Genomic DNA, 13240 nt, shown 5'->3' on the forward strand with positions numbered 1-13240 from the left:
AGCGTGCCATTCAGATCTGCTATAGAGCCGTCGGTTAAAACGGCGAGTCAGCGCCCGCCAACGGCGGGTTTGCTGGAGATCCCACATCCTTGTGGGGCGGAGCGCAAGCAAGGCTTGCGCTCGAATACTTTACATTTTAGGCATGCCGCCGCCGGGCAACATACCGCCCATGCCGCGCATCATCTTGGCCATACCGCCCTTGGCGGAGAATTTCTTCATCATCTTCTGCATCTGCTTGTGCTGCTTGATCAAGCGACCGATGTCCTGCACCTGGGTGCCGGAACCCATGGCGATCCGGCGTTTGCGCGAACCGCTGATCAGCTCAGGGTCACGGCGCTCGGCCGGGGTCATGGAATTGATGATGGCTTCCATTTGCTTGAACTGCTTCTCTGCCGCGCCCTGGGCGTTGCCCATTTGCGCCAGGTTCACACCGCCGATGTTGGGCAGCTTGTCCATCAGGCCGCCGAGGCCACCCATGTTCTTCATCTGTTGCAGCTGGTCGCGGAAGTCTTCGAGATCGAAGCCCTTGCCCTTCTTCAGCTTCTTGGCCAGTTTGTCGGCCTTGTCCTTGTCGAGCGTGGCTTCGGCCTGCTCGATCAGGCTGAGCACATCACCCATGCCGAGGATGCGCGAGGCGATACGCTCAGGGTGGAACGGCTCGAGCGCTTCGCTCTTCTCGCCCATACCGATGAACTTGATCGGCTTGCCAGTAATGGCACGTACCGACAGCGCGGCACCGCCACGGGCGTCGCCGTCGACCTTGGTGAGGATCACGCCGGTCAGCGGCAGTGCGTCACCAAAAGCCTTGGCGGTGTTGGCCGCATCCTGGCCAGTCATGGCGTCGACCACGAACAGGGTCTCGACCGGGTTGATCGCGGCATGCAGCGCCTTGATCTCGCCCATCATCTCTTCGTCGATGTGCAGGCGACCGGCGGTATCGACGATGACCACGTCGATGAACTTGAGCTTGGCTTCTTTAATAGCGGCGTTGGCGATGTCGACCGGCTTCTGGCTCAGGTCGGACGGGAAGAAGGTCACGCCCACTTCGCCCGCGAGCATTTCCAACTGCTTGATGGCCGCCGGACGGTACACGTCGGCCGATACCACCATCACGGATTTCTTCTTGCGCTCTTTGAGGAAGCGCGCCAGTTTGCCGGCGGTGGTGGTTTTACCCGCACCTTGCAGGCCCGCCATCAGCACGACGGCTGGCGGCACGGCACTGAGGTTCAGGTCTTCGTTGGCCGCGCCCATCAGGCTTTCGAGTTCGGCCTGGACGATCTTCACAAAGGCCTGGCCCGGGGTCAGGCTGCGGGACACTTCGGTGCCGACCGCACGCTCCTTGACCGAGTTGACGAAGTCCTTCACCACCGGCAAAGCCACGTCGGCTTCCAGCAACGCCATGCGCACTTCACGCAGGGTGTCTTTAATATTGTCCTCGGTCAGCTTGGCCTTGCCGGTAACGTGGCGCAGCGTCTGCGAGAGACGGTCAGTCAAGTTTTCAAACATGCGCGATCCTTTCAGGCCCTATTCATCGAAATGCAGGTAGACCGAGGTAATGGCGGCCCAGGCTGGGGGAAATCGCTATTAAAAACAGCGTTCGCCGAGCCTGCGGCGTGGGCAGGTCGCGGATTATAGCGAAGACTGCGCCCATGCACACCCGCTGTCTGGCCCGGGAGTCTTTCGTGCAACGCAGGTGTGTGCCAAACTCAACGCCTTTCGGGCTTGCCTACCAGGATTTATGCTCCCCTTGTCACCCAGTTTGCTACCCAGCCTCGCCGCCGCCATTTTGTATGCCGCTGCGACTCTCTATCAGGGCACTCGTCTGGCCCAAGGCACCAAAGCGGACAAACGTCTGCTCGTCGGCCTTGGCGTGCTTGCCCTGCTAGCCCATGCCGCCAGCCTGTTCACCCACCTGATGACCCCGGTCGGCCTGGGCCTGGACTTTTTCAGCGCCGCCAGCCTGATCGCCGCGGCCGTCATCGCGCTGACGCTGCTGGCCTGCTACCGGATTCCGGTGGAGAACCTGCTGGTGCTGCTATTCCCCCTGGGAATGCTCACGGTGCTGCTGGCGCAGTTCACCCCCACCGGCACCGTACAGGTGATCGACGAGGAGCCGGGCATCCTCGCCCACATCCTGCTGTCGATCCTCGCCTACGGCATGTTCACCATCGCGGTGTTCCAGGCCCTGCTCCTGCTGCTGCAGGATCACCAGCTCAAGCACAAGCACCCGTCCGGGCTGATCAAGAACTTCCCGCCGCTGCAAACCATGGAAAGCCTGCTGTTCGGGTTCCTGTGGGCCGGCTGGACCCTGCTGTCACTGTCGCTGATCTCCGGCTGGCTGTTCGTCGAAAACCTGTTTGCCCAGCACCTGGTCCATAAAACCTTGCTGGCGTGCCTGGCCTGGGTCGTGTTCAGCGTGCTGCTGTGGGGGCGCAACCGCCTCGGCTGGCGGGGGCACAAGGCCATCCGCTGGACCCTGGCCGGTTTCTGCCTGTTGATGCTGGCCTATTTCGGCAGCAAGCTGGTTCGCGAATACATCCTGCATATCTGACGGGCAGTGATCATGGACAACTTGCCCTTAGGGCCGATGCTCGCCGTAATTGCCCTGCTGATTTTGTGGGCGGCGCTGTTTACTGCCATAGAAGCTGCGCAACAACACCTGCTGGCCCTGCGCCCTGGCACCCGCCAGGGCGACAAGGCGGCCGCCCGCCTGAGCTTCCCGCGCCATAGCCTGATCCTGTGCAACAGCCTGTGTCGCGCCGCCGTGGTGATTCTCTGCACCCTGCTGGCGATCTATGCCTGGGCAGAGAACGGGCCCTGGCTAGGCTGGCTGATTTCCTGCGCAGGGCTGCTGGTACTGGCCGACTACCTGCCCCGCACCCTGGCTACCCGTCACCCCCAAGCAGTGCTGGGTTTTGGCAATACATTGCTGGGCGTGCCGCTGAAAATCCTTTACCCGCTGGCCTGGCTGCTCAATGGCATCAGCCAGCTGTTATTGCGCCCGTTTGCACGCAAATCCGGCGTGGTGAAAAACAGCGACGAGCCCCTGCCCGACCATGATGACGACCCAGAGCCCGACACCGACGCCGACCGCACTCCCGGCCTGCCAGGTATCCATGCCCTGGACAACATCACGGTCAACGACATCCTGGTGCCGCGCAGCGAAGTGGACGGCATCAACCTTGATGAGTCGATAGAAGACATCATCGAACAGTTGCGCACCTCACCGCGCACCCGCCTGCCCGTGTTCCACAGCGACATCAACCAGGTGCAGGCCGTGCTCAATACCCGGCAGGTCCAACACCTGCTGCCCGACGCCAGCCTGACCAAAGAGGCCCTGCTCGCCGCCTGCCACGAGCCTTACTTCGTGCCGGAAAGCACGCCGTTGCAGCTGCAACTGCTGAATTTCCACAAACAGCAGCGGCGCCTGGGCATGGTCGTGGACGAGTACGGTGAAGTGCTGGGCATCGTCACCCTGGAAGATATCCTGGAAGAAATCGTCGGCGAATTCGAAAGCGATCAGGCTGTGGATAATCCGCACATCGAAGCCCAGCCCGATGGCCGCTACATCATCGATGGCGCCGCTTCGATCCGCGAACTGAACAAAAGCCTGGGCTGGCACCTGCCCAGCGACGGCCCCAAAACCCTCAACGGCCTGGTGACCGAAGCGCTGGAAACCATCCCCGATTGCGCGGTCTGCCTGAAAGTCGGCCGCTATCGCCTGGAAATCCTCGAGACCGAAGACAACCGGGTGAGCAAAGTATTGATCTGGCATACCAGCCACGTGCCAGTCGCTGCCTGACCTCAGCAGGCTCAACCCGGTCAATGTGGGAGCTGGCTTGCCTGCGATGCAGGCGACTCGGTCCTTCAGTTGAACCGAGGTGATGCTATCGCAGGCAAGCCAGCTCCCACATTGATCCAGTTCCAGGCCATAGATCCTCACCAGCCCCTTGTTGGATCCTTAGCCCCCTTCCTATAATCCCAGCGGCTTACCCAAGCCCCGCCCGACCGCGTGCTACCCGCACCCAGCGTGTCCTGGCACCGCCTTACCATGTCCGACCGGTGTTTGCTCCCATCCCGAGCCGCCCCGCGCACAGCCCTGATCCATGGGTGTTCGACCAATAATAATCCGCGTCAAAACGCGCAATAACCGTCAGGGATAACGTCATGAGCACCACCTACCAAGAGGCTGCGAGCGCCGCACCTGCCAACTCGACCGCCCGCGTCGCCACCGCGAGCATCGTCGGCACCGCCATTGAGTTCTACGATTTCTACATCTACGCCACGGCTGCCGCCCTGGTGATCGGCCCGGTGTTCTTCCCACAGACCTCCGGCACCGCGCAGATGCTGGCATCGTTCCTGACCTTCGGTATCGCTTTTATCGCCCGCCCTCTGGGGTCGGCGTTGTTCGGTCACTTCGGTGACCGTATCGGCCGTAAATCAACCCTGGTGGCTTCACTGCTACTGATGGGTGTATGTACTACCTTGATCGGCTTGCTGCCGGGCTACGACAGCATCGGTGCCTGGGCACCGATCCTCTTGTGCGTATTGCGCTTCGGCCAGGGCCTGGGCCTTGGCGGAGAATGGGGCGGCGCGGCCTTGCTGGCGACCGAGAACGCTCCCAAGGGCAAGCGCGCCTGGTTCGGCATGTTCCCGCAACTGGGCCCGTCGATAGGCTTCCTGGCGGCCAACGGTTTGTTCCTGATTTTGGCCATGAGCCTGAATGACGAGCAATTTCGCAGCTGGGGCTGGCGCATTCCGTTCATCCTCAGCGCTGCGCTGGTGATGGTGGGCCTGTATGCGCGCCTGAAACTGCATGAGACGCCGGTGTTCGCCAATGCCGTGGCCAAGGAAAAACCAGTGAAAGTGCCGCTGGTGGAACTGTTCAGCCAGCATTGGCTGCCGGTACTGCTGGGCGCCGCGTCGATGGTGGTGTGCTATGCGCTGTTCTATATCACCACGGCGTTTTCGTTGAGCTATGGCGTTTCCACCTTGGGCTACAGCCGTGAAACTTTCCTCGGCCTGCTGTGTTTCGCAGTGCTGTTCATGGGGCTGGCGACACCGCTGGCCGCCCTGGCCAGTGATCGCTACGGGCGCAAGCCGGTGCTGATTGTCGGCGCGGTCCTGGCGATTCTGTCGGGTTTTACCATGGAGCCGCTGCTGACCCATGGCTCGACCTGGGCCGTGGCGCTGTTTCTGGCGTTGGAGCTGTTTTTGATGGGCGTGACCTTCGCACCGATGGGCGCCCTGCTGCCGGAATTGTTCCCGACCCGCGTGCGTTATACCGGTGCATCGGCAGCGTATAACCTGGGTGGGATCGTGGGGGCCTCGGCGGCGCCGTTCTTCGCGACCAAGCTGGTGGCGATGGGTGGTTTGAGTTATGTCGGGGGATATGTATCGGCAGCAGCGTTGCTGAGTTTGATTGCGGTGCTGTGCCTGAAAGAGACGCGGGATAACGACTTGAACAAGGTCGCCTGACCCCATGCTCGTTCCCACGCTCTGCGTGGGAATGCAGTTAGGGACGCTCTGCGTCCCCAAGCGCGACGCAGCGCGTCACAAGAGGCATTCCCACGCAAAGCGTGGGAACGAGCGTGGCGGCCTAGAGCTCTACAACAACTGCTTGGGAAGCACGGGTCGCCTTGGCCCGAGCTGCTTCAATCGACTCATCCCGCGCCAGTGCCACGCCCATGCGGCGCTGGCCATTCACTTCAGGTTTGCCAAACAGACGCAACGCCGTATCCGGCTCGCTCAACGCAGCGCCGAGGTTGGCAAACGCCGTCTGGGTCGACTGCCCTTCCACCAGGATCACCGCCGACGCCGAAGGCCCGAACTGACGGATCAACGGGATCGGCAGGCCGAGGATGGCGCGCGCGTGCAAGGCAAACTGCGACAGGTCCTGGGAAATCAGGGTCACCAAACCAGTGTCATGGGGGCGCGGCGACACTTCGCTGAACCACACTTGATCGCCCTTGATGAACAATTCCACGCCAAACAAGCCACGGCCACCCAAGGCTTCGGTCACGGCTTTGGCAACGCGCTCAGACTCTGCCAAGGCAATGGGGCTCATGGCCTGCGGCTGCCAGGACTCTTGGTAGTCGCCCTTCTCCTGGCGATGGCCCACCGGCGCGCAGAACGTGGTGCCACCGATGTGGCGCACGGTCAGCAGGGTGATTTCGTAGTCGAAGTCGATAAAGCCTTCGATGATCACCCGGCCCTTGCCGGCCCGCCCGCCTTCTTGGGCGTAGTCCCAGGCTTTCTGCACGTCGTCGGCGCTGCGCAACAGGCTCTGGCCCTTGCCCGACGAACTCATCACCGGCTTGACCACGCACGGGAAGCCCAGGTCCTGGACGGCCTTGCTGTAGGCTTCGAAGGTGTCGGCGAAGTGGTACGGCGAGGTCGGCAGGTCCAGTTCTTCGGCGGCCAGGCGACGGATGCCTTCACGGTTCATGGTCAACGACGTGGCGCGGGCGGTCGGAATGACGGTAAAGCCTTCGGCCTCCAGTTCCACCAGGGTCGCGGTGGCGATGGCTTCGATTTCCGGCACGATAAAGTGCGGTTTCTCCGCCTCGATCACCGCACGCAATGCGGCCCCGTCAAGCATGTTGATCACATGGCTACGGTGCGCCACCTGCATGGCCGGCGCGTTGGCGTAGCGATCCACGGCAATCACTTCAACGCCCAGGCGTTGCAGTTCGATTACCACTTCCTTGCCCAGCTCACCGCAGCCACACAGCAAAACGCGGGTCGCGGTTGGCGACAATGGAGTTCCGATTCGGGTCATCTCAGGTCCTCAGGGGAGCGGATCATGGGGGAGAAAGGCCGGCATTTTACATGAACTGTAAAAATTGGCCTCAGTTGGCGACAGCCCGCCGGCGGATGCGCCAGGCCATGATCAGCCAGACCACGGTGACACCGGCGAACTTGGACACCAACGCCGTGCCCGCCACCGCCGGCGTCAGTGCGCCGATCAGGCCGAAAAAGATAAAGGTATCGAGGGGAATGCTCAGCGCCGAACTTATCCACAGGCGGTCATGCAGCGGGCGCTTGGTGATGCTGAACACCAGCCAGTCGATGCATTCGGACACCGCAAACGCCGTGGCACTGGCCAGGGCGATGGAGGGGTCGGAGGTGATATAGGACAGCACCAGTGCCGCCAGCATGGCGATGATTGCGCCATGGCCGAAGCGGGTTTGCACCATGTCGCGCAGGATAAATACCAGGCCGCCCCAGGCGGACCAGATGATGTCCAGGTGTGGGGCGGTGGAGAAGGCGAAGTTGATCAGCACGACGCTGCTGATATAGGCGATCAGGAAAAACATAGAGGATGGACCTGTGGGCAATGCCGCACAGGGTACACAATTACAAGGATGTCGTCTGGCAGGGCCTCATCGCAGGCAAGCCATCTGCCACATTTGAAGGAATTCACACATCAAGGGTGGGAGCTGGCTTGCCTGCGATGGCGGCCTGTCAGGCGCCAGATTTCCCAGGGGTCATCCACACCATCCCACTCGCCACCGCCCGCTCATGGCACAACCCCAGCACCACTCGGCGCTCGGCGTTGTCCATGCGGCTCCAGCGTGTGATTTCATCCACATTGCGCTGGCAGCCGGTGCAGATATCGTCATCATTCAGCGCGCAAATGCTGACGCAGGGCGAGGCGACCGGTCGTTCAATCGTGCTCATTCCTGCTCGACCAGGTCACGGGCATAACGCTGCGAGTTATGCACATAGTGCGCAGCGCTGGCTTCAAGCATGCGCTTTTGCGCCTCGGTCAGCTCACGCACCACTTTGCCCGGCGAGCCCATGACCAGCGAGCCGTCGGGGATTTCCTTGCCTTCACCGATCAGCGAGTTGGCGCCGATGATGCAGTGCTTGCCGATCTTGGCGCCGTTGAGGATCACTGCGTTGATACCGATCAGGCTGTAGTCGTCGACGGTGCAGCCGTGCAGCATGGCGTTATGGCCAATGGTCACGCCGGTGCCAAGGGTCAGCGGGTAGCCCATGTCGGTGTGCATCACGCTGCCGTCCTGCACGTTGCTGTTCTTGCCGATCAGGATCAGCTCGTTATCGCCACGCAACACCGCGTTGAACCAGACGTTGGCGCCCTCCTCCAGCTTGACCTTGCCCACCAGCGTGGCATTCGGTGCAACCCAACTGTCGGGATGGGTCTCGACGCGGGCGTCGCCCAGGCGGTATTTCATGGTTTTTCCTCACGGCATGCCATTTGAACGATGGCTTATAGATTGATGAAGCTCTTGGGCGGCTGGTGCAGGCTGATTTTGGCATCGTCATACAGCAGGTTGATCAGCTCGACGATCATGATCGCTGTCAGCCCCCAGATTTTGTATTCGCCGAACCTGTAGCTTGGCACGTACCAACTACGGCCCTGGTAATCAATGCGGTGAGTATGTTCGCGCGGGTCCTGTCGGAAAAAGTCCAAAGGCACGCTGAAAACGGCGGCAATCTCGGCGTCGTTGGCCAGGTATTCGACGTAATCGGGGATCACGCCCACATACGGCGTTACGCGAATGCCGTGCAGGGAAATCAGCGGGCTCAACGGGCCGATGACTTCAACCAGCCCCGGCGGCAGGCCGATTTCTTCTTCGGCTTCGCGCAAGGCGGTAAAGATCAGGTCCGGGTCTTCGGGGTCGCGGCGCCCGCCGGGAAAGGCCACTTCGCCACCGTGGGTCGACAGGCCGCTGGCGCGCAGGGTCAGGATCAGCTCGGGTTCGTCACTGCGGGTAATCGGCACCAGCACCGCAGCCTCGGGGAAACGCCCGTCGGTTTCCAGAGTGTGGGGGGTGTGATTGCTTACCCGGCGAAGTAGCTCGTCCAGCATGAGTCATCTCGGTCTGTTGGCTACCTTGCATCATGCACCAAAGCGTGCGAGCGCCCAACCCCAAAACCGCAGCGCTGTCGCGAAACGACAACTTGCAGGAACGCCCGGCACCGAGCCAAGATGTGCCCATTGTCCAGGAACCCCAGCATGAATTTCTGCAGCCAGTGCGGCAAACCGGTAACCCAACGCATTCCCGAAGGCGACGCACGCCTGCGCTATGTATGCGACCACTGCTCGACCATTCATTACCAGAACCCCAATATCGTCGCCGGTACCGTGCCGGTGTGGGGCGACCAAGTGCTGTTGTGCCGCCGCGCCATCGAGCCACGCCTGGGTTACTGGACCCTGCCCGCAGGCTTTATGGAAAATGGCGAGACCGTCGAACAGGCCGCCATGCGTGAAACCCTGGAAGAAGCCTGCGCCCGGGTGCGCAACCTGAGCATCTATACCCTGATCAACGTGCCGCACATCAGCCAGGTGCATATCTTCTACCGCGCCGAACTGATCGACCTGGACTTCGCCGCTGGCCAGGAGAGCCTGGAAGTGAGGCTGTTCGACGAAGCCGACATCCCTTGGTCCGAGCTGGCTTTCCGCACGGTCGGGCGTACCTTAGAATGCTTCTTCGCTGACCGTCGCCAGCAGGCATACCCGGTACGTAGCGAATCTGTGCCACCGCTGTCCAAGCCCGCCCAATAACAAGCCGGCCAATGTCGCCAAAGGGATACCGTTTCAATGCGTTGGTTGCTTGCTCTGATCTGCCTGTCGTTCGCCACGCTGTCCCCGGCCTCCACGGTGCAAACCCTTGGCGGTAAAACGGTCGAGAAAGTCCTGGTGCTCAAGTCCGCCCACCAACTGCAGCTGATCAACGACGGCAAGCCGTTCAAGACCTATCGCATCTCCCTGGGAAAGAACCCCAAGGGCCACAAGCTGATCGAAGGCGACCGCCGCACACCCGAAGGCCTCTACTGGATCGACTGGCGCAAGACCAGCGACCGCTTCAACCTGGCCATGCACATTTCCTACCCGAACATCAGCGACGCCGCCCGCGCCCGCCGCGAAGGCGTAAAGCCGGGCAGCATGATCATGATCCACGGCACCCCCGACACCGAAGACTACCCGGAACAGTGGTTCCACACCCTGGACTGGACCGACGGCTGCATCGGCATGCGCAATGTGGATATGCGCGAAGTATGGAACCTGGTCAAAGACGGCACCCTCATCGAGATTCGGCCGTAATCGCGTGCCGTTCGTAAAATAATTCGAAAATAATTCCTGCCCCAGGCAGCGCCTGCCGGTGAATACCAGTTCACCGCGCGGGACCCTGCACTTGTGCGCGCCACAAAGACCTCTCTAATACCACTTGATACCAAGCCCCATTAAAGCGCCCTGAAACCGGGATTCGCACCGTTTTGGTAGCATTGACATGGTATTTAAGTGGTATTAGTTTTCGGCCATTACCGGGCGACAACACTCCAATAACGCATCGGAAACCTGACAGATGAACCCCATCCTGGCCCTGCGCCCCGACGATAAGCAATCCACGCCGCTGTACCTGCAACTGGCCCGCAGCCTTGAAGCAGCGATCCATGCCGGCCAGTGGAAATCCGAACAGGCCCTGCCTTCGGAACGCGCCCTCAGCGAGCAACTGAGCATCTCGCGGGTCACCGCCCGTAAAGCGCTGGAAGTGTTGCTGGCTCAAGGGCTGATCCGTCGCAGCCAAGGCTCCGGTACCTTCATCACGCCGCGCCTGGAACAACCCTTGTCACGCCTGTCGGGGTTCAGCGAAATGCTGCGGCTCAAGGGGTTTGTGCCCACGTCTCAGTGGCTGGAGCGCGACATCACCCCGCCGACCCATGAAGAACTGATCCGCCTGGGCCTGTCGCCCACCGACAAAGTGGCGCGCCTCAAGCGACTGCGCAAAGCCGATGACACGGTGATGGCGATTGAAATGACCGCCATGCCGGCCTCGGTGTTGCCCCATCCCCAGGCCATCGGCAATTCGTTGTACGAATACCTGGAAAGCATCGGCAAGCCCATCGTGCGCGCCTTGCAGCATATCCAGGCGATCAATGCCTCGGATGAGTTCGCCGCGCTGGTCGGCATCGCCCCCGGCACCGCCATGCTGCTGATGACCCGCGTGGGCTACACCGCCGACAACACGCCGATTGAGATCACCGACACCTACTGCCGCAACGACTACTACGACTTTGTCGCAGAGCTGCGCCGCCATGACTACTCCGCCTGAATGCGAACTTAGAGAACTGCCCATGACTGAAGACAATATCCTCACGCCCAGCGGCTGGATGCGTGGTCGCCTGGTGCATGAGCACGGCAAGGTTGTCGCCATTGACGGCACGCCGTGCGACCCGGCCGACAACGACCTGCCCTACCTGTTGCCGGGCTTTATCGACCTGCATGTGCATGGCGGTGGCGGCGCCGACATCATGGAAGGTGCGGGCGCCTTCGAGACCATTACCCGTACCCACGTGCGTTTTGGCACCACCTCGCTGCTGGCCACCACCATGACGGCGCCGGTGGAAGAAATTTCCCGCGTGCTCGGTGAGCTCGGCACGTTCTGCGAACAGCGCCCAGCCGGCAGCGCCCGCGTACTCGGCGTGCACCTGGAAGGCCCCTACATCAATCCGGGAAAACTCGGCGCCCAACCCAACTTCGCCCACACCGCGTTGATGGCCGAAGTGGAAGCCTACCTGCGCCTGGCGCCGATCCGGGTGATCACCATCGCCCCGGAAATCGCCGGCCACGACAGCCTGATCCGCGCCCTCAGCGAACGCGGCGTGCGCATGCAGATCGGCCATACCCTGGGCAGCTATGAAGAAGGCGTTGCCGCCCTGGCCGCTGGCGCCACCAGTTTCACCCACTTGTACAACGCCATGAGCCCGCTGCATCACCGCGAACCCGGCATCGTCGGCGCCGCGCTGGCCCACGCCCAGTACGCCGAGCTGATCCCGGACTTGCTGCATGTGCACCCCGGTGCCATGCGCGTGGCGTTGCGCTCGATCCCCTGCCTGTATTGCGTCACCGACTCCACCGCCGCCGCCGGCATGCCCGACGGCGAGTACAAGCTGGGCAGCCACACCGTGACCAAATGCCTGGGCGGCGTGCGTCTGGCCGACGGCACCCTGGCCGGCAGCACGCTGACCATGGATCAGGCGCTGCGCAACCTGGTGAAAATCGGCCTGCCCATCAGTGAAGCCTCACAACGCCTGTCGCAATTTCCTGCGGACTACCTGGGCCTGGAAGAACGCGGCCGCCTGCAACCGGGCAGCTTTGCCGACTGCGTGCGCTTGGACCGCTCCCTGACACTCACCGACGTAATGGTCGAAGGAGAAACCATTGACTTCAAAAATGCTTGAAGAGGCCCTGGCCTCCTGCGACGCCGTCGCGGCCCAACTGCAGCGCCTGGACCCGATGCTGGAAGAAGTCGCCGGCCGCCTGCGCCGCCAGCCGCCGCAAGTGGCGATGACCATCGCCCGCGGCAGCTCCGACCATGCCGCCAGCTACTTCGCCTACCTGGCCATGCAACACGTGGGCATTCCGGTGGCGTCGCTGCCAATGTCGGTGGTGACCCTGTTGCAGGCGCCGATGAAAGTCAGCGGCCAAGTGGCGTTTGGTTTCTCTCAATCGGGGCAGAGCCCGGACCTGGTCAACAGCCTGCGCCTGCTACGCAAGCGGGGTGCCTTGAGCATCTCGATGGTCAACGCCGAAGACTCACCGCTGGAAGCCGCCTGCGAGTTCCACGTGCCGCTGTGCGCCGGGCCGGAACTCAGCGTGGCCGCCACCAAGAGCTTTATCGCCACCCTCAGCGCCAGTGCACAGTTGATCGGCCACTGGAATCAAGAAGCCGACTTGCTGCAAGCCTGTCGGGCCTTGCCCGAGGGCCTGCGTGACGCCGCCAGACAAGATTGGCGCCTGGCCGTCGACGCCCTCAAAGGCAGCCAACGCTTGATGGTGATCGGCCGTGGCGCCGGGTTTGCCATCGCCCAGGAAGCCGCGCTCAAGCTCAAGGAAACCTCGGCGATCCAGGCCGAAGCCTTCAGCAGCGCCGAAGTGCGCCACGGGCCGATGGCCTTGATCGACGAGAACTACCCCCTACTGGTGTTCGCCCCCCGCGGCGCCGAGCAGGCCGGCCTGCTGAGCCTGGCCGCCGATATGCGCCAACGCGGTGCTCGCGTGTTGCTGGCTGCGCCGGACGATATCGCCGAACGCGACCTGACGCTGAGCCGCGCCGAACACCCGAGCCTGGACCCGATCCTGGCTATCCAGAGCTTCTACGTGATGGCCGCCGGCCTTGCTGAGGCACGGGGCATGGACCCGGACCAGCCGCGCCACCTGAGCAAAGTCACCCGCACGCACTAAAGCGGCGTTTTCCTGATGAGTACC

The 13240-nt window shown here is 62.2% G+C and carries 14 protein-coding genes; 8 read left to right on the forward strand and 6 right to left on the reverse strand.

From position 1 onward, the window contains the following. Nucleotides 1–129: 129 nt before the first annotated feature. Nucleotides 130–1506: a signal recognition particle protein gene (ffh, locus tag AC07S6_RS12085; protein ID WP_003193965.1), complete on the reverse strand. Its 1377-nt coding sequence runs from the start codon at nucleotides 1504–1506 to the stop codon at nucleotides 130–132. A 232-nt stretch (nucleotides 1507–1738) separates the two neighbouring features. On the opposite strand from ffh, the gene AC07S6_RS12090 reads away from it, so the two are divergent. From AC07S6_RS12090 to AC07S6_RS12100, 3 genes are all read left to right on the forward strand, one after another. Further along, a complete protein-coding gene (locus AC07S6_RS12090) occupies nucleotides 1739–2551 on the forward strand; it encodes a cytochrome C assembly family protein (protein WP_034115853.1) in 813 nt (270 codons plus the stop codon). Between the two features lie 12 nt (nucleotides 2552–2563). Continuing rightward, a complete protein-coding gene (locus tag AC07S6_RS12095) occupies nucleotides 2564–3802 on the forward strand; it encodes a transporter associated domain-containing protein (protein ID WP_054898904.1) in 1239 nt (412 codons plus the stop codon). A 365-nt stretch (nucleotides 3803–4167) separates the two neighbouring features. Next, on the forward strand, nucleotides 4168–5478 hold the full coding sequence (locus tag AC07S6_RS12100) for an MFS transporter (RefSeq protein WP_003193968.1): 1311 nt from the start codon (nucleotides 4168–4170) through the stop codon (nucleotides 5476–5478). A 121-nt stretch (nucleotides 5479–5599) separates the two neighbouring features. Here AC07S6_RS12100 and purT read toward each other — a convergent pair whose 3' ends face one another. From purT to AC07S6_RS12125, 5 genes are all read right to left on the reverse strand, one after another. Further along, a complete protein-coding gene (purT, locus tag AC07S6_RS12105) occupies nucleotides 5600–6781 on the reverse strand; it encodes a formate-dependent phosphoribosylglycinamide formyltransferase (RefSeq protein ID WP_495112373.1) in 1182 nt (393 codons plus the stop codon). Between the two features lie 70 nt (nucleotides 6782–6851). Next, entirely contained in the window at nucleotides 6852–7319 is a 468-nt protein-coding gene (locus tag AC07S6_RS12110; RefSeq protein ID WP_014719786.1) for a preQ0 transporter, read from the reverse strand. Nucleotides 7320–7467: 148 nt separating this feature from the next. Continuing rightward, on the reverse strand, nucleotides 7468–7683 hold the full coding sequence (locus tag AC07S6_RS12115) for a DUF1289 domain-containing protein (protein WP_014719787.1): 216 nt from the start codon (nucleotides 7681–7683) through the stop codon (nucleotides 7468–7470). After that, complete coding sequence (locus AC07S6_RS12120) at nucleotides 7680–8201, reverse strand: gamma carbonic anhydrase family protein (RefSeq protein WP_127880999.1); 522 nt, start codon at nucleotides 8199–8201, stop codon at nucleotides 7680–7682. Before AC07S6_RS12120 ends, AC07S6_RS12115 begins: the two co-directional genes overlap by 4 nt. Nucleotides 8202–8236: 35 nt before the next feature. After that, the gene (locus AC07S6_RS12125) at nucleotides 8237–8839 is read right to left on the reverse strand and encodes a CoA pyrophosphatase (RefSeq protein ID WP_032895425.1); all 603 of its coding nucleotides are present in this window, start codon (nucleotides 8837–8839) and stop codon (nucleotides 8237–8239) included. 147 nt (nucleotides 8840–8986) lie between these two features. Between AC07S6_RS12125 and AC07S6_RS12130 the strand changes: the two genes are divergently transcribed. From AC07S6_RS12130 to AC07S6_RS12150, 5 genes are all read left to right on the forward strand, one after another. Beyond that, nucleotides 8987–9535 carry an NUDIX hydrolase gene (locus AC07S6_RS12130; RefSeq protein WP_003193976.1) on the forward strand — a complete coding sequence of 183 codons (549 nt, stop codon included), beginning with the start codon at nucleotides 8987–8989 and terminating at the stop codon, nucleotides 9533–9535. Nucleotides 9536–9571: 36 nt separating this feature from the next. Then, complete coding sequence (locus AC07S6_RS12135) at nucleotides 9572–10075, forward strand: L,D-transpeptidase family protein (protein ID WP_014719790.1); 504 nt, start codon at nucleotides 9572–9574, stop codon at nucleotides 10073–10075. A 262-nt stretch (nucleotides 10076–10337) separates the two neighbouring features. Then, a complete protein-coding gene (locus AC07S6_RS12140; RefSeq protein ID WP_032895423.1) occupies nucleotides 10338–11084 on the forward strand; it encodes a GntR family transcriptional regulator in 747 nt (248 codons plus the stop codon). 22 nt (nucleotides 11085–11106) lie between these two features. Then, on the forward strand, nucleotides 11107–12213 hold the full coding sequence (gene nagA / locus AC07S6_RS12145; RefSeq protein ID WP_495112374.1) for an N-acetylglucosamine-6-phosphate deacetylase: 1107 nt from the start codon (nucleotides 11107–11109) through the stop codon (nucleotides 12211–12213). Next, nucleotides 12194–13216 carry an SIS domain-containing protein gene (locus tag AC07S6_RS12150; protein ID WP_495112375.1) on the forward strand — a complete coding sequence of 341 codons (1023 nt, stop codon included), beginning with the start codon at nucleotides 12194–12196 and terminating at the stop codon, nucleotides 13214–13216. Before nagA ends, AC07S6_RS12150 begins: the two co-directional genes overlap by 20 nt. Nucleotides 13217–13240 lie beyond the last annotated feature (24 nt).

This window comes from Pseudomonas sp. GW821-FHT07B01 (genome assembly GCF_059419065.1).

Coding starts and splice junctions, on each gene's coding strand:
- ffh (WP_003193965.1), bottom strand. CDS start 1,506: ATGTTTGAAAACTTGACTGACCGTCTCTCGCAGACGCTGCGCCACGTT.
- AC07S6_RS12090 (WP_034115853.1), top strand. CDS start 1,739: ATGCTCCCCTTGTCACCCAGTTTGCTACCCAGCCTCGCCGCCGCCATT.
- AC07S6_RS12095 (WP_054898904.1), top strand. CDS start 2,564: ATGGACAACTTGCCCTTAGGGCCGATGCTCGCCGTAATTGCCCTGCTG.
- AC07S6_RS12100 (WP_003193968.1), top strand. CDS start 4,168: ATGAGCACCACCTACCAAGAGGCTGCGAGCGCCGCACCTGCCAACTCG.
- purT (WP_495112373.1), bottom strand. CDS start 6,781: ATGACCCGAATCGGAACTCCATTGTCGCCAACCGCGACCCGCGTTTTG.
- AC07S6_RS12110 (WP_014719786.1), bottom strand. CDS start 7,319: ATGTTTTTCCTGATCGCCTATATCAGCAGCGTCGTGCTGATCAACTTC.
- AC07S6_RS12115 (WP_014719787.1), bottom strand. CDS start 7,683: ATGAGCACGATTGAACGACCGGTCGCCTCGCCCTGCGTCAGCATTTGC.
- AC07S6_RS12120 (WP_127880999.1), bottom strand. CDS start 8,201: ATGAAATACCGCCTGGGCGACGCCCGCGTCGAGACCCATCCCGACAGT.
- AC07S6_RS12125 (WP_032895425.1), bottom strand. CDS start 8,839: ATGCTGGACGAGCTACTTCGCCGGGTAAGCAATCACACCCCCCACACT.
- AC07S6_RS12130 (WP_003193976.1), top strand. CDS start 8,987: ATGAATTTCTGCAGCCAGTGCGGCAAACCGGTAACCCAACGCATTCCC.
- AC07S6_RS12135 (WP_014719790.1), top strand. CDS start 9,572: ATGCGTTGGTTGCTTGCTCTGATCTGCCTGTCGTTCGCCACGCTGTCC.
- AC07S6_RS12140 (WP_032895423.1), top strand. CDS start 10,338: ATGAACCCCATCCTGGCCCTGCGCCCCGACGATAAGCAATCCACGCCG.
- nagA (WP_495112374.1), top strand. CDS start 11,107: ATGACTGAAGACAATATCCTCACGCCCAGCGGCTGGATGCGTGGTCGC.